General features: G+C 69.5%; 25 protein-coding genes. 11 read left to right on the forward strand and 14 right to left on the reverse strand.

Annotation, left to right across the window (positions count from 1 at the left end):
- Positions 1-74: 74 nt before the first annotated feature.
- Positions 75-1,352 carry a glycoside hydrolase family 1 protein gene (locus I1A62_RS11770; protein WP_219458755.1) on the forward strand — a complete coding sequence of 426 codons (1,278 nt, stop codon included), beginning with the start codon at positions 75-77 and terminating at the stop codon, positions 1,350-1,352.
- 35 nt (positions 1,353-1,387) lie between these two features.
- Entirely contained in the window at positions 1,388-2,017 is a 630-nt protein-coding gene (locus tag I1A62_RS11775; RefSeq protein WP_219458756.1) for a LysE family transporter, read from the forward strand.
- 51 nt (positions 2,018-2,068) lie between these two features.
- Here the strand turns inward: I1A62_RS11775 and nadC are convergent, their stop codons facing one another.
- Genes nadC through nadA form a run of 3 tightly spaced genes read right to left on the reverse strand, consistent with a single transcriptional unit; the run spans position 2,069 to position 5,540 of the window.
- Positions 2,069-2,938, reverse strand: coding sequence for a carboxylating nicotinate-nucleotide diphosphorylase (nadC, locus tag I1A62_RS11780; protein ID WP_124390012.1), 870 nt, complete (start codon positions 2,936-2,938; stop codon positions 2,069-2,071).
- Positions 2,938-4,506: an L-aspartate oxidase gene (locus I1A62_RS11785; RefSeq protein WP_219458757.1), complete on the reverse strand. Its 1,569-nt coding sequence runs from the start codon at positions 4,504-4,506 to the stop codon at positions 2,938-2,940. The genes nadC and I1A62_RS11785 overlap by 1 nt, the downstream gene beginning before the upstream one ends.
- Positions 4,503-5,540 (reverse strand): quinolinate synthase NadA, encoded by a 1,038-nt coding sequence (gene nadA / locus I1A62_RS11790; protein ID WP_219458758.1) that lies wholly within the window; start codon positions 5,538-5,540, stop codon positions 4,503-4,505. The genes I1A62_RS11785 and nadA overlap by 4 nt, the downstream gene beginning before the upstream one ends.
- A gap of 78 nt (positions 5,541-5,618) precedes the next feature.
- Between nadA and I1A62_RS11795 the strand changes: the two genes are divergently transcribed.
- Entirely contained in the window at positions 5,619-6,353 is a 735-nt protein-coding gene (locus I1A62_RS11795; RefSeq protein ID WP_124390009.1) for an NUDIX domain-containing protein, read from the forward strand.
- A gap of 9 nt (positions 6,354-6,362) precedes the next feature.
- Here the strand turns inward: I1A62_RS11795 and I1A62_RS11800 are convergent, their stop codons facing one another.
- Positions 6,363-6,731 (reverse strand): SDR family NAD(P)-dependent oxidoreductase, encoded by a 369-nt coding sequence (locus tag I1A62_RS11800; protein WP_124390008.1) that lies wholly within the window; start codon positions 6,729-6,731, stop codon positions 6,363-6,365.
- Between the two features lie 71 nt (positions 6,732-6,802).
- A complete protein-coding gene (locus I1A62_RS11805; RefSeq protein WP_124390007.1) occupies positions 6,803-7,402 on the reverse strand; it encodes a TetR/AcrR family transcriptional regulator in 600 nt (199 codons plus the stop codon).
- An 83-nt stretch (positions 7,403-7,485) separates the two neighbouring features.
- Here I1A62_RS11805 and I1A62_RS11810 point away from each other — a divergent pair, with 83 nt between their 5' ends.
- A complete protein-coding gene (locus tag I1A62_RS11810; protein ID WP_219458759.1) occupies positions 7,486-8,298 on the forward strand; it encodes an SDR family oxidoreductase in 813 nt (270 codons plus the stop codon).
- On the opposite strand, the gene I1A62_RS11815 is transcribed toward I1A62_RS11810, so the two are convergent.
- Genes I1A62_RS11815 through bioB form a run of 3 tightly spaced genes read right to left on the reverse strand, consistent with a single transcriptional unit; the run spans position 8,288 to position 10,114 of the window.
- Positions 8,288-8,845 (reverse strand): DUF2567 domain-containing protein, encoded by a 558-nt coding sequence (locus tag I1A62_RS11815; RefSeq protein WP_206010868.1) that lies wholly within the window; start codon positions 8,843-8,845, stop codon positions 8,288-8,290. The two genes, I1A62_RS11810 and I1A62_RS11815, sit on opposite strands and share 11 nt — an antisense overlap.
- A gap of 10 nt (positions 8,846-8,855) precedes the next feature.
- Complete coding sequence (locus I1A62_RS11820; protein WP_095865328.1) at positions 8,856-9,095, reverse strand: hypothetical protein; 240 nt, start codon at positions 9,093-9,095, stop codon at positions 8,856-8,858.
- Between the two features lie 5 nt (positions 9,096-9,100).
- Positions 9,101-10,114, reverse strand: coding sequence for a biotin synthase BioB (gene bioB, locus I1A62_RS11825; RefSeq protein ID WP_087556279.1), 1,014 nt, complete (start codon positions 10,112-10,114; stop codon positions 9,101-9,103).
- 154 nt (positions 10,115-10,268) lie between these two features.
- Here bioB and I1A62_RS11830 point away from each other — a divergent pair, with 154 nt between their 5' ends.
- From I1A62_RS11830 to I1A62_RS11845, 4 genes are all read left to right on the forward strand, one after another.
- Positions 10,269-10,898 (forward strand): TetR/AcrR family transcriptional regulator C-terminal domain-containing protein, encoded by a 630-nt coding sequence (locus I1A62_RS11830; protein ID WP_206010866.1) that lies wholly within the window; start codon positions 10,269-10,271, stop codon positions 10,896-10,898.
- Positions 10,899-10,975: 77 nt separating this feature from the next.
- Positions 10,976-12,106: a lipase family protein gene (locus I1A62_RS11835; protein ID WP_219458760.1), complete on the forward strand. Its 1,131-nt coding sequence runs from the start codon at positions 10,976-10,978 to the stop codon at positions 12,104-12,106.
- A 55-nt stretch (positions 12,107-12,161) separates the two neighbouring features.
- Positions 12,162-12,899, forward strand: coding sequence for a FadR/GntR family transcriptional regulator (locus tag I1A62_RS11840; protein WP_124390001.1), 738 nt, complete (start codon positions 12,162-12,164; stop codon positions 12,897-12,899).
- A complete protein-coding gene (locus I1A62_RS11845; RefSeq protein ID WP_124390000.1) occupies positions 12,896-13,567 on the forward strand; it encodes a sterol desaturase family protein in 672 nt (223 codons plus the stop codon). The genes I1A62_RS11840 and I1A62_RS11845 overlap by 4 nt, the downstream gene beginning before the upstream one ends.
- Positions 13,568-13,610: 43 nt before the next feature.
- Here the strand turns inward: I1A62_RS11845 and I1A62_RS11850 are convergent, their stop codons facing one another.
- The 4 genes from I1A62_RS11850 to I1A62_RS11865 are packed head-to-tail and all read right to left on the reverse strand — an operon-like array spanning position 13,611 to position 17,426.
- Entirely contained in the window at positions 13,611-14,363 is a 753-nt protein-coding gene (locus I1A62_RS11850) for a succinate dehydrogenase/fumarate reductase iron-sulfur subunit (RefSeq protein ID WP_087556274.1), read from the reverse strand.
- A 1-nt stretch (position 14,364) separates the two neighbouring features.
- A complete protein-coding gene (locus I1A62_RS11855; RefSeq protein ID WP_219458761.1) occupies positions 14,365-16,299 on the reverse strand; it encodes a fumarate reductase/succinate dehydrogenase flavoprotein subunit in 1,935 nt (644 codons plus the stop codon).
- Between the two features lie 21 nt (positions 16,300-16,320).
- Complete coding sequence (locus I1A62_RS11860) at positions 16,321-17,145, reverse strand: hypothetical protein (protein ID WP_219458762.1); 825 nt, start codon at positions 17,143-17,145, stop codon at positions 16,321-16,323.
- On the reverse strand, positions 17,142-17,426 hold the full coding sequence (locus I1A62_RS11865) for a hypothetical protein (protein ID WP_219458763.1): 285 nt from the start codon (positions 17,424-17,426) through the stop codon (positions 17,142-17,144). The genes I1A62_RS11860 and I1A62_RS11865 overlap by 4 nt, the downstream gene beginning before the upstream one ends.
- Before the next feature lie 172 nt (positions 17,427-17,598).
- On the opposite strand from I1A62_RS11865, the gene I1A62_RS11870 reads away from it, so the two are divergent.
- Together I1A62_RS11870 and I1A62_RS11875 are read left to right on the forward strand one after the other, a co-directional pair.
- Positions 17,599-17,985 (forward strand): VOC family protein, encoded by a 387-nt coding sequence (locus tag I1A62_RS11870; protein WP_219458764.1) that lies wholly within the window; start codon positions 17,599-17,601, stop codon positions 17,983-17,985.
- Positions 17,986-18,015: 30 nt separating this feature from the next.
- Positions 18,016-18,390 (forward strand): VOC family protein, encoded by a 375-nt coding sequence (locus I1A62_RS11875; RefSeq protein ID WP_219458765.1) that lies wholly within the window; start codon positions 18,016-18,018, stop codon positions 18,388-18,390.
- A 9-nt stretch (positions 18,391-18,399) separates the two neighbouring features.
- Here the strand turns inward: I1A62_RS11875 and bioD are convergent, their stop codons facing one another.
- Positions 18,400-19,095, reverse strand: coding sequence for a dethiobiotin synthase (bioD, locus tag I1A62_RS11880; RefSeq protein ID WP_219458766.1), 696 nt, complete (start codon positions 19,093-19,095; stop codon positions 18,400-18,402).
- Complete coding sequence (locus tag I1A62_RS11885; protein WP_219458767.1) at positions 19,092-20,246, reverse strand: 8-amino-7-oxononanoate synthase; 1,155 nt, start codon at positions 20,244-20,246, stop codon at positions 19,092-19,094. Before I1A62_RS11885 ends, bioD begins: the two co-directional genes overlap by 4 nt.
- Before the next feature lie 65 nt (positions 20,247-20,311).
- On the opposite strand from I1A62_RS11885, the gene I1A62_RS11890 reads away from it, so the two are divergent.
- Positions 20,312-21,604, forward strand: coding sequence for an adenosylmethionine--8-amino-7-oxononanoate transaminase (locus I1A62_RS11890; protein WP_124389991.1), 1,293 nt, complete (start codon positions 20,312-20,314; stop codon positions 21,602-21,604).

A 21,604-nucleotide genomic window follows, 5' to 3' on the forward strand; every position in this document is an offset into this window, starting at 1 on the left:
CTGGCGGGTAGTCCTACTCGCCAGTATCCCCCAATGTGCGCACTCGGGACAGCGTTTCCGCTACTGTTCGGCCGGTGCGGACTCCCTCGCGACTTCTGGGTGCCGGCGCGGTTCTACTGTGCTTGCTGAGCCCCGCCGCCGCGGTGCACGCCGACCCTCTCCCCGGCGACTTCCTGTGGGGCGTGGCGACGTCCGGGTTCCAGTCGGAGGGTTCCTCCCCCGACAGCAACTGGCGGCGGTATTCCGACTCCGGCCGCACCCACGACGCGATCGGCAACTCCGTCGACTTCCGGCACCGGTACACCGAGGACATCACCCGCGCGGCAGACCTGGGTGTCGACGTCTTCCGGTTCGGCGTCGAGTGGGCACGACTGCAGCCCGCGCCGGGCGTGTGGGACGAGACCGAGCTGCGGTACTACGACGACGTCGTCCGCGAGATCACCGGCCACGGCATGACCCCGATGATCACGCTCGACCACTGGGTGTACCCGGGGTGGGTCGCGGACCGGGGCGGGTGGGCGAACCCGGAGATCGTCGACGACTGGCTCGCGAACGCGCAGAAAGTGGTCGAGCGCTATGCCGGTGTGGGCGCGATCTGGATCACGATCAACGAGCCGACCGTGTACGTGCAGAAGGAGCTGACGTTCGGCGGCATCGGCCCCGACCGGGCGCCGCAGATGCTCGACCGGCTCGTCGAGGTCCACCGCCGCGCGTACGACCTGATCCACGGGATCGATCCGGGCGCCCGGGTCAGCAGCAACCTCGCCTACGTGCCGGCCGCCATGGACGCGCTCGACGCTACGTTCGTCGACCGCGTCCGCGACAAAGTCGACTTCCTCGGCGTCGACTACTACTACGGCCTCTCCCTCGACAACCTCACCGCGGTGAACGCGGTCACCGACGCGTTCTACGACGTCAGTCCCCAGCCGGACGGCATCTACCACGCCCTGATGCGGTACACCCGTAAGTTCCCGGGACTGCCGCTGTACGTCGTGGAGAACGGCATGCCCACCGACGACGGGAAGCCGCGCCCGGACGGCTACACCCGGTCCGATCATCTCCGCGACCACGTCTACTGGATGGAGCGGGCGCGGGCCGACGGCGCACCGGTGATCGGATACAACTACTGGTCGATCACCGACAACTACGAGTGGGGCACGTTCCGTCCCCGGTTCGGCCTGTTCACCGTCGACGCGCTGACCGATCCCACCCTCTCCCGGCGGCCGACCGATGCGGTGGCGACCTACCGGGACGTCGTCGCGAACGGGCTCCCACCCGGCTACGAACCCCGCCGTCGCGCCGGGGTCTGTTCCCTCGTCGATCCGCCCCTCAGCTGCACGAATCCCCCGTAACGGGAACACCGCGGGACGCGACGTACGATCACCTCGTGTCGTGGCAGATGTGGTGTGCAGTGCTCGGGGCGTCCTGCGTGATCAGTTTGTCGCCGGGTGCAGGCGCGATCGCGTCGATGGCCACCGGAATGCGATTCGGGTTGCGGCGCGGCTACTGGAACATCGCCGGTCTCCAGCTGGGGTTGCTGCTGCAGATCGCGGTGGTCGCCGCGGGGCTCGGGGCGCTGCTCGCGAACTCGACCCTCGCGTTCACGGTGATCAAGTGGTTCGGCGTCGCCTACCTGGTGTATCTCGGCGTCCGGCAGTGGCGGGCGAGCGCGACCGACGTGTCCGGGGTCGGCGGCGATGTCGCCGAGACCAGCGGACCGGCGATGACGCTGCGCGGTTTCCTCGTCAACGCCAGCAACCCCAAGGCCGTCGTCTTCATGCTGGCGGTGCTCCCGCAGTTCATCACCCCGTCGGCGCCGCTGCTCCCCCAGTACCTGATCATCGCCGCCACCATGGTCGCGGTCGACGTCGCCGTCATGACCGGCTACACCGGGCTCGCGTCGAAAGTCCTGCGGCTGATGCGCTCACCGCGCCAGCAGCGGGCCACCAACCGGACGTTCTCCGGGTTGTTCTTCGTCGCGGCCACGTTCCTGGCGACGATTCGCCGTGCCGTCTGACCTGTGAGTACTTATTAACCGCCGGCGGTTAATAAGTACTCACAGGTGGGGTCACATGTCGAGGCCGAGATCCAGCACGGTCACCGAATGGGTGAGCGCACCGACCGCGAGGTAGTCGACCCCGGTCGCGGCGTACTCGGCCGCGACGTCCAGCGTGAGACCGCCCGACGATTCGAGCTTGGTGGCGGGGGCGTTCGCGTCGCGGCGCTGCACCGCGATCTGGGTCTGCCACAGCGGGAAGTTGTCGAGGAGCACCAGTTCCACGTTCTCGGCGAGTACCTCGTCGAGTTGCGCGAGGCTGTCGACCTCCACCTCGCATTCGATGTCCGGTGCGGCGGCGCGGACGGCCCGCAGCGCCGCCACCACCGAACCGGCGGCGGCGACGTGGTTGTCCTTGATCAGCGCGGCGTCGCCGAGTCCCATGCGGTGGTTGACGCCGCCGCCCACCCGGACGGCGTACTTCTGCAGCGACCGCAGTCCCGGCAGCGTCTTGCGGCTGTCGCGGATCTTCGCCGCGGTGCCCTCGACCGCATCCACCCACGCGGACGTCGCGGTGGCGATGCCGGACAGGTGGCAGACCAGGTTGAGCATCGTCCGTTCCGCGGTGAGCAGCCCCTGCGTGGGCGCGGACACCGTCAGCACGGCCTGGCCGGGCACGATCCGCGTGCCGTCGGCGACCCGGTCGAGGACCTCGTAGCGGCCCGCCCCGATCACCTCGTCGAGCACGAGTAGTCCCACGTCGAGGCCGGCGACGGTGCCGTGCGCGCGGGAGACCACGGATGCCTTGGCGACCGCGTCGGCCGGAACCGTGGACGCGGACGTCACGTCGGGTCCGTACCGCAGGTCCTCGTCCAGGGCGAGGCGCACGAGCGTGCGGACCTCGTCCGCGTCCAGACCGTCGGGAAGGACGTGGTCGGCCATCACAGCACTCCTGTCAGTTGGGGTTGGAGAAGCTCGAGTTCGCCGTCGCGCAGGCGCACGTGCGTGCTGCGGCGCCACTCGCCGGACGTCTCCGGGTAGTCGCTGCGGGTGTGGCATCCACGACTTTCGGTGCGCGCGCCTGCGGCGAGCACGAGCGCTGCCGCCGTCAGGGTCAGCGCGGCGTCTTCGAGCGCGGTCTGCCCCTCGGGCACCGTGCGCGGCGCGGCGGCGAGGGCGGCGGCGACCGCCTCGAGACCTGCGCCGTCGCGGACGACGGAGGCGTTGCCGGTCATCAACTGCTGCACCAGTTCCCGCGGCGCGGACGGCAGTGCGCGTCGCTCGGCGTCGGCCGCCTCGACGCGCAGATCGGCGCGTTCGACGGCCGCGGCGCCGGCCCGTTCGCCGACCACCAGGCCTTCGAGGAGGCTGTTGGAGGCCAGCCGGTTCGCGCCGTGCAGCCCGGTGCGGGCCACCTCCCCCGCCGCGTAGAGGCCGGGGACCGAGGTGCGTCCGTCGACGTCGGTGACCACGCCGCCGCACGAGTAGTGGGCGGCAGGGGCGACCGGAATCAGCTGTTCGCGCGGGTCGATCCCGGCTTCCAGGCAGGACGCCGTCACGGTCGGGAACCGCTGCGCAAACCCGGGCAGCCGACGGGCATCGAGGTAGACGTGGTCGTGTCCGAGTTCCCGCAGCCGCGACGCGATGGCCCGCGACACGACGTCGCGGGGTGCCAGGTCGCCGCGCGGATGCACGCCGGCGGTCACCGAATCGCCGTTGGCGTCGACGAGGATCGCGCCCTCGCCGCGGACAGCCTCGCTGATCAGCGGGCGCCGGCCGAGACCGCCGGGGGTGAACAGCACGGTCGGGTGGAACTGCACGAACTCGAGATCGGCGACGGCCGCGCCTGCGTCGAGTGCGAGCGCGATGCCGTCGGCGGTGGCGCCGGGCGGGTTGGTGCTGCAGGCGTACAGCTGCCCGAGTCCGCCGGTCGCCAGGAGGACGGCGGGTGTGTGGATCACGCCGAGTCCGCGCGGGGAGTCGACGAGAACCCCGGTGACGCCGCGCGCATCGGTGAGCACGCGGACGGCGGAACTGTCGAACAGGACCGGAAGCCCGGCCGCACCCAGTGCGCGCTGGACCTCCGCACCGGTGGCGTCGCCGCCTGCGTGGATGATCCGCCGAGTGCTGTGCCCGCCCTCGCGGGTGCGTGACACGGCGCCGTCCCGGCCGCGGTCGAACACCGCGCCCAGATCGGTCAGCGCGGCCACGGCGTCGCGGCCGCCGGCCACGATCGACCGCACGGCGTTTTCGTCGCACAGGCCGACGCCGGCCTCACACGTGTCGGCCACGTGCGAATCCACCGAATCGGTGACGGCGTCACCGACCACGGCGATGCCGCCCTGCGCGTACTGCGTCGCGGTGTCCGTCGCCCCACCCTTGCTGACGGTGAGCACGGTCAGCCCGCGCAGCGAGGCGGTGCGTGCGGCCGTCAGTCCGGCCACACCCCCGCCCACCACAACGAGGTCGGCGTGCTCTTCCCAGGAAATCCCCCGGGCCGGGCTGCTCACTCGCCGCCGCCCGGGTTTCCGATCTCGATCATCCGCTGCACCGACTTGCGGGCACGCTCGGCGGTCGCGAGATCGACGTGAACCTCGTCCTTGCCCTCGAGCAGGCAGCGGAGCAGGGCGGCGGGGGTGATCATCTTCATGTACGGGCAGGACGCGCGGTCGTTGACGGCCTGGAAGTCGACCTCCGGCGCCGCCTTGCGCAGCTGGTGCAGCATCCCGACCTCGGTGGCCACGAGAACCTGCTTGGCCCCGGTGGCGCGGGCGGCGTCGAGCATGCCGCCCGTCGACAGGATCTTCACCTTGTCCTCGGGCACGAATCCCTCGCCTGCGAGGTAGAGCGCCGAGGTGGCGCAACCGCATTCGGGGTGGACGAACAGTTCGGCACCGGGGTGCGCCTTGGCCTGCGCGGTGAGCTCGTCGCCGTTGATGCCGGCGTGGACGTGGCACTCGCCGGCCCAGATCTGCATGTTCTTGCGACCGGTGACGCGCTTGACGTGGGCGCCGAGGAACTGGTCGGGCAGGAACAGGACCTCGCGGTCGGGGTCGATCGACGCGACCACGTCGACGGCGTTGGACGACGTGCAGCAGATGTCCGTCAGACCCTTCACCTCGGCGGTGGTGTTGACGTACGACACGACGACGGCGTCGGGGAACTCGGCCTTCCACTCGCGCAGCTGATCGGCGGTGATCGAGTCGGCCAGCGAGCAGCCCGCGCGCTCGTCCGGGATCAGCACCGTCTTGGCGGGGCTGAGGATCTTCGCGGTCTCGGCCATGAAGTGCACGCCGCAGAACACGATGGTGTCCTCGGGGGCCTCCGCCGCGATGCGCGAGAGTGCCAGGGAGTCGCCGACGTGGTCGGCCACGTCCTGGATGGCGGGCAATTGGTAGTTGTGCGCGAGGAGGGTCGCTCCCCGCTCGCGTGCCAGCCGTTTGATCTCGGCAGCCCACTCTTCGCTCGCCTCGACGCCCGCGTAACCGCCGGTACCGTCCTGAATCTGCGGGTTGGTACCCGCCCACAACGTCGTGGTCGTCATGGCTTGCTCCTTCACCGTGAACTCGGGCGGGCTGGCCCGAATTTCCGAAATCGAGGTTTTCGACTTAGGATCGAAAACATGCCCAATAGTAACACCACGCATGAAGTGCTTACCGCGGTGTTCCAGGTTCGCCACTTCCCCGGCTATATCGACGCAGGTCACAGCGGTGATATGCGTCACGCGGGGGGCACCGGAGAGCTCGCCGTGCTGCTGTGGCAACGGGCCCTCGATCCGCAGGCCGGCGCATGGTCGCTGCCCGGCGGACTCCTCCGCGAGGACGAGGACCTCACGACGTCCGCGCGACGCCAGCTGGCCGAGAAGGTGGACGTGCAGGAGGTCTCCCACCTCGAGCAGCTCTCGGTGTTCAGCGATCCGCGGCGGGTGCCCGGACCGCGCACCATCGCGTCGACGTTCCTCGGGCTCGTCCCCCTCCCCGCCGACCCGCAGCTGCCGCCGGACACCGCGTGGCATCCAGTGTCGGCGCTGCCCGAGATGGCGTTCGACCACGGCACCGTCGTCCGGCACGCCCGGACCCGCCTCGCCGCCAAGCTCTCCTACACCAACATCGCGTTCGGGCTGGCGCCCGACGAGTTCTCCATGTCGACGCTGCGCGAGATCTACTGCGCCGCACTCGGTTACCAGGTGGATGCGACCAACCTCCAGCGCGTCCTCGGACGCCGCGGGGTGCTGACCCCCACCGGCAACACGGCACCGTCCGGCCGCACCGGCGGTCGCCCGGCCGCCCTCTACCGGTTCACCGACTCCACCCTGCGGGTGACGGACGAGTTCGCGGCGCTCCGGCCGCCGAGCTGAATCCGGCCGTCAGGCGGCCGCGATTTCACCCTCCTGCGAGGTGCGCCGCCGCCACGCCGCCGCGACCGACGATTCCGCGCCGAGCACCGAATCGATGCGGCCGAAGCGGCCGAAAACGCGGTCGAGCAGCTGCCCGACCTGGCGGGGGTCGGACGGATCGGCGGCAACCGCGAGCAGCCGGTGACCGGACATGCCCGGCATGATCCGGGCCAGTTCCGCGACCGTGCGTGCGGTGACCGCGACGCACCAGCCCGAATCGAGCAACTCCTGCGCGGTGCGCCTGCCCTGCTCGCTGCCGGCGGCAGTCACCACCACGACACCACGGGCCGAGCCGGATTCGCCGGTACGCATCATCTTCGCCTCCTGGGGGATCGACATTTCCGATTCCAGGTAAGCGCCGGTACTCGAGACTGCGGCGGGAGTGCGCTGTGAGATCGCCGGGAGACGTGTCACGCCCGGGCGAGACCCCGCCAGAACGTGTCGGATGCGGCGGTGACCACTTCGTCCACCGGCGCGTCGTCGAGCATCCCGCCGGCGGCGAGGGTCGCGATCCCGTGGAACGTGGCGAACGCGACGAGGGCGATGCGCGACGCGTCCCCGGGCCCGATGTCGCCCGCGGCCTGGGCCTCGGTGACGATCCGGACCGTCAGGTCCATCGAGGCGTGACCGGCCTCCACGACCTGGGAGGCGGCCCCGGGCGCGTGCTTGTTGCCGTACATCAGGGCGAGTAACTCCCGGTGCGCGAGCGCGAAGGTCACGTACGCGTCGGCGAGCGCCGCGAAGCGGGCCCGGGCGTGGGGTTCGGCGAGGTCGACCGCGCGTTCGAGAGCGGCGGTGAGCCGCCGGAAACCGGATTCGGCGAGCGCGTCGAGCAGCGCCTGACGGTCGCGGAAGTGCTTGCTCGGTGCGGCGTGACTGACCCCGGCCTCACGGGCGAGCTGTCGCAGGGACAGGCCGTCGACGCCGTCCCGCTCGAGGGTGCTCTCCGCGCGTGCGAGCAGCACCTGACGAAGACTCCCGTGGTGGTAGGGCTGTTCGGCGGCGGACACGGCGCAAGCCTAGCAAAATGTTGTCATTGACTACATAGATGGCACTGACTACATTCGGAATCACCCCACCGCTAGGAGCAGACATGCCTTTCGACGCATCCGGAACCACCGTCCTCATCACCGGCGCGAGCGCGGGCCTCGGTGCCGAATTCGCCCGTCGCTTCGCCGGGCGCGGCGCCGACCTCGTCCTCGTCGCGCGGCGCGCCGACCGGCTCGAACAACTCGCCGCCGAACTCCGCGCCGCACACCACGTGACGGTCACCGTGCTCCCGTTCGACCTCGCGGCACCCGGCGCAGGCGCGCGGTTGCGCAGCGAACTCGCCGCGCGCGACATCCGCGTCGACTCGCTCATCAACAACGCCGGATTCGGGACGCACGGAGATTTCGCGTCCGCCGACCTGGACCGGTTGACCTCCGAGATCCAGCTCAACGTCACCACCCTCGTCGAGTTGTCGCACACGTTTCTGCCCGACCTGCTCCGCGGGCGCGGCGCACTCGTCAACGTGGCGAGCACCGCGGCGTTCCAGCCGACCCCGGGTATGGCCGTCTACGGGGCGACGAAGGCGTTCGTCCTGAACTTCACGGAGGCGTTGTGGGCGGAGGCGAGAGGCACCGGCCTCACCGTGCTCGCCGTCTGCCCGGGCCCCACCCGCACCGAGTTCTTCGACGTCGTCGGCTCCGAGGACGCCGCCGTCGGCCGCTTGCAGACCGCGGACCAGGTGGTCGCGACGGCGCTGCGGGCGCTGGACCGGCGCAGCACACCGCCGAGCGTCGTCTCCGGGCTGATGAACTGGGTGTCGTCGGTCAGCACTCGCTTCGCGACCCGCCGCATCGGCGCTCTCGCCAGCGGTCGCCTGCTCGGCGACGTGCGAATGCGAGCCTCGGTCACGAAGTAACGGTCGCGTCGCGCTCTTCCGGCTCGTCGAGTTCGACCGGCCCATCGCCGACACCGAGATCGTCGTACGGGTTGAGCGCGGCGAGCACCAACGTCACGACGCACGCGACGAGCGGCTGGAAGATCAGCACCAGCGGGGTCCCGATCCCCGGCGCGACCGCGACGACGGCGCCGGCGGTCGAGGTGTCGGGGTCGGGGAAGCGCAGGGCCGCCACGCCGATGCCGCCGAGGGCCATCACGCAGGCCCCGACCACGCTGCCGGAGAGTACGGCGCCCAGCGCCACGGGACCGCGACTTTTCCGCGCCGTCCACGCCGCGACCGCGGTGAGGATGCCGACCACCAGGCCGGCACACGCGAACATCCCGATCGCGTCGAACCGGTGCACGCTCTCCCCGGTCAGCGACACCCCGCGGTCGGGGGACACCACCAGCAGATGTTCGGGTGGTGCCAGGAGTCCCCACAGCACCCCGGCGAGCGCGCTCGCCACCACCGTCCCGCAGAAGATTCCGGCGGCAGATCGAAGCCTGAAGCGCGGGAGCGTGGTCACGCGTTCGACGCTACCGCCGTCCGCGGCAGATCGAGTCGAACACACCGTGGCGGGAACATTTCGCCCACCAGCCGTCGGGGCTGATCTGCACCACCATCCGGCGGCCGCACGCCTCGCAGAAGCGGGGCGGTTCCAGCCCGAGCTGCGCGGCGGTGGGGACGGCGTCGTCCACACCGGCCACCACGCGGCGGCCGGTGTACGGGTTGTAGCGCTCCTCCAGACCGTCGGCGTCGCCCGCGGTCGTCTCCATGGTCGTCACAGGGTGTCGTTCAGGGCCTTGATCGGCATCTGCAGATCGACGAGCAGGTCGAGGTCCTGTTCGGCCGGGCGGCCGAGGGTCGTCAGGTAGTTGCCGACGATGACGGCGTTGATGCCGCCGAGGATGCCCTGCTTGGCCCCGAGGTCGCCGAGGGTGATCTCGCGGCCCCCTGCGAAGCGGAGGATGGTGCGGGGCAGCGCGAGCCGGAAGGCGGCCACCGACTTGAGGGCCTCGCTCGCCGGCAGCACCTCGAGGTCGCCGAACGGGGTTCCCGGACGCGGGTTGAGGAAGTTGAGCGGGACCTCGTCGGGTTCGAGTTCCGCCAGGTTGGCGGCGAACTCGGCGCGCTGCTCGAGGCTCTCACCCATGCCGAGGATGCCGCCGCAGCACACCTCCATGCCGGCCTCGCGGACCATGCGGAGAGTGTTCCAGCGTTCGTCCCACGTGTGGGTGGTGACGACGTTCGGGAAGTGGGACTTCGAGGTCTCGAGGTTGTGGTTGTAGCGGTGCACCCCCATCGCGGCGAGCTGGTCGACCTGCTCCTGGGTGAGCATGCCCAGCGAGCACGCGATCTGGATGTCGACCTCGTTGCGGATCGCCTCGATTCCGGCGGCGACCTGGGCGAGCAACCGCTCGTCGGGCCCGCGGACGGCGGCGACGATGCAGAATTCGCTGGCGCCGGACTTGGCGGTCTGCTTGGCGGCCTCGACGAGCGAGGGGATGTCGAGCCATGCCGCGCGCACCGGCGACTGGAACAGCCCGGACTGCGAGCAGAAGTGGCAGTCCTCGGGGCAGCCGCCGGTCTTGAGGCTGATGATGCCCTCGACCTCGACCTCGGGGCCGCACCACTTCATCCGCACGTCGTGCGCGAGGGCGAGCAGGTCCTCGAGCCGGTCGTCGGGAAGTTGCAGGACTTCGAGCACCTGGCTCTCGTTCAGCGCTTCGCCGCGCTCGAGAACCTGCTCACGCGCGAGGGCGAGGATGTCTGTCTGTACCGGGGCCGAGGTCACACGCATCTCCTGGAAAACGGGCCGATCACGTGCCGTGAGTCGACGGAACCGAAAAATTGAACACCGTACAAGTTGAACGGTGTTCACGTTAGATCCGTGATGGAATACTGTCAAAGCCGGAGCAAGCTTTTCGACGAGATTGGGAGATCACACAGTGCAATTGCGACGCGGCGACGTACTCGACGGCGCAATGGCCATCCTCGACGAGTTCGGCCTCGCCGACCTCACGATGCGCAGACTCGCAACGGCCCTCGGCGTGCAGCCCGGCGCCCTGTACTGGCATTTCCCCAACAAGCAGACGCTGCTCGGGGCCCTCGCCGACAAGATCCTCGAAGACGTCGACGCCCCGGTCACGGCGCCCGGCTGGGACGCGGAGTTCACCGAACTGGCGCACCGGCTGCGCACCGCGCTGCTCGCCCACCGCGACGGCGCCGAATTGGTCTCCGCCACCTACGCGTCACGCATGACCAACTCCCGGGTCCGGGAAAGCTTCGCGGCGGTGGGTCTGCGATCCGGGCTGTCCCGCGAACACGCCGAGCTGTCGTCCTATTCGCTGCTGTACTACGTCCTCGGCCACACGGTCGACGAGCAGTCGCGGGCGCAGATGGAATCGGCGGGCGCCCTCACCCGCGCCGCGCTCTCCCCCGACGCGCCGCAGTCGCAGATCGCGGCGTACGACGAGGATCTTCTCGACGGCGATCCGGCGGTCCGGTTCGACTTCGGGTTGTCGCTGTTCGTGGACGGAATTCGCGCGCGACTGAAAGACTCCGCCCACCACCCCTGAGCGGGCACAATTGAGTGGACGCCGCGCCGGCCACTCGCGGACAGCGCGGCGCCTCCGACGGCCCAGGGACGGACGCGATGACGTCTTCGCTCGGCCGCCGCGCCGGAACGGTCCTCGCGGCGGCACTCGCACTGTCGCTCTTCGGTGCGCCCACTCCGGCGCCCGCGCAGACCGCGGAGGGCGATCCCGGTGTCGTCGTCGCCGTGACGCCAGTGGCGCCGGACGCGCGGCCGCCGGGCGTCACCGAGGCCACCTACATCACGTACTGGACGACGGGGCCGATGAACGAACCCGCGCTCAGCACCGGCGCAGTCCTGCTGCCACCCGGTGACGCGCCGCCCGGCGGGTGGCCCGTGGTGTCCTGGGCCCACGGAACGGTCGGCATCGCGGACGCGTGCGCGCCGACGGTGACGGGGAAAATCGCCGGACCGTACGTTCAGGCCTGGCTCGATCAGGGGTACGCCATCGTCGCAACGGATTACGTCGGTCTCGGCACACCCGGCGTGCACCCGTACCTGGACGGTCCCACCGAGGCGCACAGTGTGATCGACATGGTGCGCGCGGCGCGGGCCGTCACGCCGTCCCTGTCGAACCGGTGGGTCGCGATCGGTCAATCGCAGGGCGGTCACGCCGCACTCGTCGCCGCCTCGATGGCCACCGCCTACGCACCCGATCTCGACTTCCGCGGCACCGTCGCCACCGGCGCCCCGTCCAATCTCGAGAACCTCGCGCCGCTCGTCGGCCCTGGTTTCCCGCAGATCCCCCTCACCGGGAGCACGGTATTCGTGGCGTACGCGCTCGCGGGACTGCGCGCGTCGCGGCCCGACCTGGACGTCGACAGCTACCTCACCCCGCTCGGCCTGGACGTCCTCAATCGCGTCGAGTCGCTCTGCTACGAGGAGGCGGCCCCGCAACTCGCGGGCATCTCCATCGGACAGTTGATGTCGCGCCCCCTCGACGATCCGGCGATCCTGGCGGCACTGCGCACCACGCTCGGGGTCCCCGTCCGGGGTTACGACCGGCCGTTGTTCATCGGACAGGGACTGTTCGACGACGTCGTCCCCATCCCTCTCACCTGGAAGTTCACCGCCGACCTCACCGCGAACGGGCAGCAGTTCCTCTTCCGGACGTATCCGACCGGCCACCTCACCACCATGCCCGCGTCCCTGCCCGACACCACCGCGTTCGTCCGGAGCTTGTTCGACTGACAATCACTGGTAAGACCACTTGACCTCTTACCTGTAGCCGTTCTAGTGTCGGGTCATGATGTTCGAGCCGATCGCGCGGAAATCCGCCTCCACCGAAGTCTTCGACCAGATCACCGCGCGCGTACTCGGCGGCGACCTCGCCGCCGGCGAGGCCCTGCCCAGCGAGCGGCGCCTGGCCGAGGCGTTCGGGGTGTCCCGGCCCGCGGTCCGGGAAGCGATCCAGAAACTCGCCCAGGCCGGGCTCGTCGAGGTCCGGCAGGGCGACGCCACCTCGGTCCGCGACTTCCGGCAGCACGGCGGGCCCGAACTGCTGTCCCAGCTGCTGATCCGCGGCGGTGAACCCGACTGGGCGGTGGTCCGGAGCATCCTCGAGGCGCGGCGGATGATCGGCGTGCAGGTCGCCCGGCTCGCCGCGGACCGGGCGACCGAGAAGTCGGCCGCAGCTCTCCGCGAGGCCGTGGATCACCTTGCTGCCGAGAGCGATCCGGTCGCGCAGCAGGTCGGCGCGCTGGCGTTCTGGGAGCGCGTCGTCGACACCGCCGATTCCATCGCGTTCCGGCTCATCTTCAACAGCCTCCGCAACGCGTACGAACCGACCATGACCGCGATGGCCGCCGTGATGGTCGCGGAGGTCGGCCGCGCCGACCTGTACCACCGGCTTGCGGACGCCATCTCCGCACACGACGAAGACCTCGCGGCGCACACCGCCACCACCCTGCTCGACCTCGGGACGGCGGCCGTGACCGCCGTGATCGACACACTGCAACACCACGATTCGGAGAAGGACACATGACCACGACACCTCCCGCAGATCGCCGCCAACGCAGGTCGATCACCCTCCGCGACGCCGCGGACCAGTTCCGCCGCCACCCGTCACCGTGGATGATCGGCGGCATGCTCGCCGCTGCAGCGGTCGCCCGCGTCGTCGTCGGCGACTGGCAGGTCACCGATGCCGTCGTGCCGCTGGTGATGCTGGCGGTGTTCCCGTTCGCCGAATGGGTCATCCACGTCTGCATCCTGCACTGGAAGCCCCGGAAGGTCCTGGGCCTGACCGTCGATTCGCTCCTCGCCCGGAAGCATCGCGAGCACCACGTCGATCCCCGCGACGTGCCGCTCGTCTTCATTCCGTGGCAGACCCTGATGTGGCTGATCCCGGTTCTCGTGGCGCTCGCAGTGTTCACGTTCCCCCGCACCGGGCTCGGGCTGACGTTCCTCGTGGTGCTGAGCGTCCTGGGCGTCCTCTACGAATGGACGCACTACCTCATCCACAGCGACTACAAGCCGAACTCCCGCCTCTACCGCGCGATCTGGCGCAACCACCGCCATCACCACTACAAGAACGAGCACTACTGGTTCACCGTCACCACCTCGGGAACCGCCGACCGGATCCTCGGCACCGACCCGGACCCCGAGTCGGTCGAGAAGTCGCCGACCGCCCGCAACCTGCACGCCGTGCACTGACGCACCCGTGAGTACTTCTTAACCGCCCGCGGTTAACAAGTACTCACGGGCGGCGACGCCGCAGCTTGTTGCCCAACCAGACGATCGGGTCGTACCGCCGGTCGACCACCCGCTCCTTCATCGGAATGATGGCGTTGTCGGTGATCTTGATCCCCTCGGGGCACACCTCGGTGCAGCACTTGGTGATGTTGCACAGTCCGAGACCGAAGTCTTCCTGCGCCGCGTCACGACGGTCCGCCGTGTCGAGTGGATGCATCTCCAGTTCGGCGACGCGGATGAAGAATCGGGGCCCGGAGAACGCCGGCTTGTTGTCGTCGTGATCACGGATGACGTGGCACGTGTTCTGGCAGAGGAAGCATTCGATGCACTTACGGAATTCCTGCGACCGTTCGACGTCGATCTGCTGCATCCGGTACTCACCCGGCCCGAGTCCCGGCGGCGGGGTGAACGACGGGATCTCCCTGGCCTTCTGGTAGTTGAACGACACATCGGTGACGAGGTCGCGGATGACGGGGAACGCCCGCAGCGGCGTCACCGTCACCACCTCGTCCTCCGTGAACGTCGACATCCGGGTCATGCACATCAGCCGCGGCTGGCCGTTGATCTCCGCGGAGCACGACCCGCACTTGCCCGCCTTGCAGTTCCATCGCACCGCGAGGTCCGGAGTCTGCGTCGCCTGCAACCGGTGGATGATGTCGAGCACCACCTCACCCTCGTTGACGGGGATGGAGTAGTCCTCGAGGGCGCCGCCGTCGGCGTCGCCGCGCCATACCCGGAACTGCGCGTCGTATCCCATCTCAGGCCTTCCTTCCCGGATGTTCCGCGAGTTCGGCGTCGGTGTAGTACTTGGCCAGTTCGTCGATGTCGAACAGCTCCAGCAGTTCCGGTCGCATCGGGAGCTGGGGCTCGCGGGTGACCGTGACGTCGGGGACCACGGAATCGGGGTGCGTGGACATGTCGCCGACGACGCTGCACACCAGCAGGGTGTTGCGCCACTCCGCCTCCATGCTCGGGTGGTCGTCGCGCGTGTGCCCGCCGCGACTTTCGGTGCGCAGCAGGGCCGCCTGCGCGACACATTCGCTGACCAGCACCATGTTCCGCAGATCCACGGCGAGGTGCCAGCCCGGGTTGAACTGGCGGTGCCCCTCCACCTCGACACCCCCGATCCGGCCCTTGATCTCGGTGAGTTTCTCCAGGGCGCGCGCGATCTCGTCTTCCTTCCGGATGATGCCGACGAGGTCGTTCATGGTCTGCTGCAGTTCGGTGTGGAGCGTGTACGGATTCTCGGTGATGCCGCCCTCCCCGACCGCCGGATCGAACGGCGACAACAACATCCGGGCCGCCGCGTCCACCGCGTCGGCGGAGACGACCGGCCGCTCCCGCAGCGACTTCACGTATTCCGCGGCGCCGAGTCCCGCGCGACGGCCGAACACGAGGAGGTCGGACAGCGAGTTGCCGCCGAGCCGGTTGGAGCCGTGCATTCCGCCCGAGCACTCCCCCGCGGCGAACAGACCGGCGACGCTGGACGATCCGGTGTCGGGGTCGACCTCGATGCCTCCCATCACGTAGTGGCAGGTGGGTCCGACCTCCATCTGCTCCTTCGTGATGTCGACGTCCGCGAGTTCCTTGAACTGGTGGTACATCGACGGCAGGCGCCGGACGATCTCGTCGGCGGGCATCCGCGAGGCGATGTCGAGGTACACGCCGCCGTGCGGGGTCTGCCGTCCCGCCTTGACCTCGGAGTTGATGGCGCGGGCCACCTCGTCGCGGGGCAGCAGGTCCGGTGTGCGGCGGTTGTTGTCGGAATCCTTGTACCAGCCGTCGGCCTCATCCTCGGTCTCCGCGTACTGGCCTTTGAAGACCGGCGGGATGTACGAGAACATGAACCGCTCGCCCTCGGAGTTCTTCAGGACCCCGCCGTCGCCGCGGACACCCTCGGTCACGAGGATCCCCTTGACGCTGGGCGGCCACACCATCCCGGTGGGGTGGAACTGCACGAATTCCATGTTGATGAGGTTCGCGCCCGCGCGGAGGGCGAGGGCGTGCCCGTCGCCGGTGTATTCCCACGAGTTCGACGTCACCTTGAACGATTTGCCGATTCCCCCCGTGGCCATCACCACGGCGGGCGCCTCGAACAGGACGAATCGTCCACTCTCGCGCCAGTATCCGAAGGCGCCCGAGATCCGGTCGCCGTCCTTGGTGAGTTCGGAGACGGTGCACTCGGCGAAGATCTTGATGCGGGCCTCGTAGTCGCCGGTGGCGGCGAAGTCTTCCTGCTGCAGCGACACGATCTTCTGCTGCATGGTGCGGATCAGTTCGAGTCCGGTGCGGTCACCGACGTGCGCGAGCCGCGGATAGGTGTGACCGCCGAAGTTGCGCTGACTGATCCGGCCGTCGGGGGTCCGGTCGAACAGGGCGCCGTACGTTTCGAGTTCCCACACCCGGTCGGGGGCCTCCCGGGCGTGCAGTTCGGCCATCCGCCAGTTGTTGAGGAACTTGCCGCCGCGCATCGTGTCCTGGAAATGGGTCTGCCACGTGTCCTTCTCGTTGGCGTTTCCCATCGCGGCGGCGCAACCGCCCTCCGCCATGACGGTGTGCGCCTTGCCGAACAGCGACTTGCAGACGACGGCCACGGACAGGCCCTGCTCCCGGGCCTCGATGACGGCTCGCAGTCCGGCGCCCCCGGCACCGATGACCACGACGTCGTACTGGTGCCGTTCGACTTCCGTCATTCCACTCCCTCTTCGGTGAAGTCAGTTGATCAGGCGCAGGTCGGAGATGGTGCCGCTGGCCACGAGCATCACGTAGAAGTCGGTGACGATCAGTGTGGCGAGCGTGGTCCAGGCGAGCTGCATGTGCCGAGTATTCAGTTTGCTGACCCCGGTCCAGAGCCGGTATCGGATCGGGTGCCGGGAGAAGTGGGTGAGCCTGCCGCCCGTGACGTGCCGGCAGGAATGGCAGGACACGGTGTACGCCCAGAGCAGGATCACGTTGCCGACCATGATGAGGGTGCCGAGCCCGATCCCGAACCCGCCGTCGGCGCCGTGGAACGCGCGGATCGCGTCGTACGTGTTGATCAGCGACACGACGAGGGCTACGTAGAAGAAGTAGCGGTGCGCGTTCTGGACGATCAGCGGGAGCCGCGTCTCCCCCGTGTACTTGCCGTGCGGTTCCGCGACCGCGCACGCGGGCGGCGAGAACCACACCGACCGGTAGTAGGCCTTGCGGTAGTAGTAGCACGTGAGGCGGAAGCCGAGCAGGAACGGCAGCACCAGGAATCCGAGGGGGATGATCATCGGCAACTCGCCGATGGGTGTCCCGAAGTCGCTCGAACCGGGCACACACGAATCGCTCAGGCACGGCGAGTAGAACGGGGTCAGGTAGTGGTAGTCCTCGACGAAGTACGCCGTGCGGACCCACGACCGGACCGATGCGTACACCACGAAGACGGACAGGCCGAGCACCGTCAGCAGCGGCGCCAGCCACCACCGGTCGGTGCGGAGCGTGCGTTCCACGATCCGGGCACGCGTCGGCGCCCCCACACCGGCACTTTCGGAATTCTTCGGCGGCGCGCTCATCCGCGCTCGTAGTGGAGCCCGCCCAGCCCCTCGTCATCGACACCGAGCCACATCGACGCGTCGTACGGGGTGTCCGACACCTTGATTCGTTCCACCGGTTCGCGATGGACGACGTTCGGTGGCGAGGAGTCGAGGTCGCGCGCGTCGATCTCGAGGCGCTCCAGATCATTGCTCAGTCGCCGCACGGACGCGGCGTCGCCGTACATCGTTCGCAACGAACCGACAGCGCGCCGAAGGCGGTCGATGGTGCGATTCAATTCGAGCATTTCGGAGGTCGACATGTGACCCCTCCCAACCCAGCCGGATGTAGCCGTGACCTGAATCACACTACCGATATTCCGGGGAACCGGGGCAGCTTTCGGCCCGCGGAAAACCGGGGGCGATGAATTTCGCCGGGCGGCCGAGTCGATACCTGTAGGACCACCGAAACCGAACCCTCACCGGGAGGAAATCATGGCCGACGCCACGATCGGAAGCATCCTGCTCGCCAGCACACACCCCGAACGATTGCGGGACTGGTACACGGCCGCGTTCTCGCCGAAGGTCGACCGCACGCCCGGCGAACCGGGCTACGACGTCCTCGATTTCGACGGTTTCTACATCATGCTCGACCGGCGCGACGACGTCGGCGACACGAATCCCGAACCCGGGCGTGTCCTCCTCAATTTCGAGGTCGCCGACGCCCGCGCCGCGGCCGGTCGCCTCGACGACCTCGGGGCCACGTGGCTGTCCCCGCTCGAGGATCGCGACGGCAGCTGGTTCGGCACCGCCGTCGACCCCGACGGCAATTTCGTTCAGATCATCCAGCTCAGCGCGCAGGCGCGGGCCGAGATGTCCTGACCCACCCACCGGCAGGAAAGAGACAGAGCCATGTTGAACAACGCGAGAGCATTCAGCGGATTCGCCGTCGACGACATCGCCGCGGCCAAGTCCTTCTACACCGACACCCTGGGTCTCGAGGTCACCGAGGAGGAGATGGGCCTGCTGGGCCTGCATCTCCCCCAGGGTCCCGTGGTGCTGATCTACCCGAAACCCGACCACACGCCTGCGACGTTCACGATCCTGAACTTCGCGGTCGACGACGTCGAGAAGGCCGTCGACGCGCTCACCGAACGCGGGATCCGGTTCCTGCGGTACGACGGTTTCGAGCAGGACGACAAGGGAATCATGCGCGGCAACGGGCCGGACATCGCGTGGTTCACCGACCCGGCAGGCAACGTGCTGTCGGTGCTCGCGGAATCCTGACCGACCGGGTCAGCCGGCCGTGACCGTCGCCTTCAGCCAGGTGCCGTCGAACCACGTGGACGCGGCCGCGGCGAACGACGCCGGGTCGAGGCGGCCGCTGCCCGCCGGGATCGAGCCGGCCAGGTCGACACCCGTCACGGCGGGCAGGTCGTCCAGATTGCACCGCTCGGCGAGCCCGGGCTCGTCCGGCCACGACCCGATCACCGTGCCTGCACAGGCGACGCCGGCCGCCGCCAGCGCCCGGGTCGTGAGTTCGGTGTGGTTGAGCGTGCCGAGTCCGGCCGCCGCGACCACGACAGCCGGTGCGCCGAGAGCGAGCGCGAGATCGACGAGCGTGAAGCCCTCGGCGCCCATCCGCACCAGCAACCCGCCCGCACCCTCGACGAGGACCAGATCGTGCCGGTCGGCGAGCGCGCGGACCGCCTCGACGACGTCGTCGCACCGCAGCATCGGCAGACCGCTGCGGCGTGCGGCGGTGTCGGGGGCCAGCGGTTCGGGGTAGCGGGCGAGTTCCACCACCGCGGTGACGCCGGACAGCCGGGTCACCTCCGCAAGATCGCCCGGTTCTCCCGGCGCGACGCCGGTCTGCGCGGGCTTGCACACCGCGACGGACAGACCGGCTTCGCGCGCGGCCGCCGCGAGTGCCGCCGTCACCACCGTCTTGCCGACGTCCGTCGACGTTCCGGTGACCATCAGGATGCTCATGCCGACGCCCCCGCCAGGACGTCGGTGAGCACGGACTCGATCCGGGCCAGCTCGTCCGGATCGAGCGTCGCGCGGGCGGTGAGCCGCAATCGCGACGTGCCCTCGGGCACCGACGGGGGCCGGAAGCAGCCGACGTGCAGCCCCTGCTCGCGGCAGGCGGCCGCGGCGTCGAAGGCGCGTTGCGGGTCCCCGAGGATCACCGAGACCACGGCGGACTCGGGTGCCGCGGCACCGGTGAACCGCGCGAGATCCCGGGCGCGGTCCAGGACGGAGTCGGCGCGGTGCGGTTCACGCCGCAGAACGGCGAGGGCGGCCCGGGCCGCACCGACGGCCGCCGGGGCCAGTCCGGTGTCGAAGATGAACGTGCGCGCGGCGTCGACGAGATGTGCGCGCACCTTCTCCGACGCCAGCACCACACCGCCCTGGCTGGCCAGCGACTTCGACAGCGTGGCCGTGACGACGATGTCGGGTTCGCCCGCGAGTCCCACCTCGTGCACGAGTCCGCGGCCCCCTGCGCCGCGGACTCCGACACCGTGGGCCTCGTCCACCACGAGAAACGCGCCGTACTCGCGGCAGACCCGGTGCAGGTCGACGAGGGGTGCGAGATCACCGTCCGCGCTGAACACCGAATCGGTGACGACCAGTGCCCGTTCCTCCGGCCGGGTGGCCAGTGCGCTGCGGACGAAGTCGAGATCGGCGTGCGGCGCGACGGCCACCCGGGCCCGCGACAGCCGGCACGCGTCGACGAGCGAGGCGTGACTGCCCGCATCGGAGACGATCAGCGATCCGGCGCCGGACAGCGCGGTGACGGCACCGAGATTCGCGGTGTACCCGGAGGAGAACACCAGCCCGGCGTCGGCACCGACGAACTCGGCCAGTTCCGTTTCGAGCAGTTCGTGTTCGGTGGTCGATCCCGTGACCAGTCGCGAGCCGGTGGCCCCGGCGCCCCACCGCCGCAGCGCGGTCATCGCGCCGTGCAGCACCTCGGGGTGCCGGACGAGCCCGAGGTAGTCGTTGGACGCCAGGTCGATGAGCGCGCTGCCGGACGTGCGTGGCCGCAGCTCGCGGCGCAGCCCCGCGGCGCGGCGCCGCTCCTCGACGTCGTCGAGCCAGGTAGTGAAGGTGTGGTCGGTACTCACACTCGGCACCATACGCGACTTGAACGGTGTTCAACCCGGGTGGACCCACTTTTCCTCCGATGGCTAGGGTCGAGACCGTGACCTCCCCGAGCCTGTCCGCCGACGACATCACCTCGCTCGATGCCTCGCTGCTCTGGCATCCGTACGGCGCCTTCCCTGCCTCGACCACCCCGCTCGTGGTGGCCGAGGCGAGCGGCACCCGCCTCACTCTCGCCGACGGACGCGAACTCGTCGACGGCATGAGTTCGTGGTGGGCGGCGGTCCACGGCTACCGGCATCCCGTCCTCGACGCGGCGGCGACCGCGCAGCTCGGCCGGATGAGCCACGTGATGTTCGGCGGGCTGACCCACGAACCGGCAGCGCGGCTCGCCCAGCTGCTCGTGGAGATCACGCCGGACGGACTCGACAAGGTGTTCCTCGCCGATTCCGGTTCGGTGTCCGTCGAGGTCGCCGTCAAGATGTGCCTGCAGTACTGGCGCAGTCGCGGCAGGCCGGAGCGGCATCGGCTGCTGACCTGGCGCGGCGGCTATCACGGCGACACGTTCGCGCCGATGAGCGTCTGCGACCCGGACGGCGGCATGCACTCCCTGTGGACGGACGTCCTGGCACGGCAGGTGTTCGCGGGACCGCCGCCGCGCGAGTTCGACCCGCGGTACGTCGCTGAGTTCGAGCGCCTCGTGGCCGAGCACACCGACGAACTCGCGGCCGTCATCGTGGAGCCGGTGGTGCAGGGCGCCGGAGGCATGCGCTTCCACGACCCCCGGTATCTGTCGGAACTGCGCCGCATCTGCGACGAGCGCGGGCTCCTGCTCGTGTTCGACGAGATCGCCACGGGCTTCGGCCGCACCGGCGAACTGTTCGCCGCGGACCACTCCGGGACCCGCCCCGACATCATGTGCGTCGGCAAGGCCCTCACTGGCGGATACCTGACCCTCGCCGCGACGCTCTGCTCCACCGACGTCGCCGAGACCATCAGCGCCGGCGACGCAGGCGGGCTGATGCACGGACCCACGTTCATGGCGAACCCGCTCGCGTGCGCCGTCGCGGTGGCGTCGATCGAACTCCTGCTCTCCCGCGACTGGCGAGGCGAGGTCGAGGACGTCCGCCGCGGGCTCGAATCGGGTCTCGCGCCTGCCCGGGAACTGCCCGGAGTCCGGGACGTCCGGGTGCTCGGCGCGATCGGCGTGATCGAACTCTCCGAGCCCGTCGACATGCGGGCCGCAACCGACGCCGCGGTGGCGGCCGGAGTCTGGTTGCGGCCCTTCCGCAACCTGATCTACGCGATGCCGCCGTACGTGTGCACCAGCGAGGACGTGCGGAATATCACAACCGGAATGCTTGCTGCCGCATGGACCTCCACCCCGGGCTGA

Source organism: Rhodococcus sp. USK10 (assembly GCF_019378875.1).
Lineage (GTDB): Bacteria > Actinomycetota > Actinomycetes > Mycobacteriales > Mycobacteriaceae > Rhodococcus_F > Rhodococcus_F pseudokoreensis.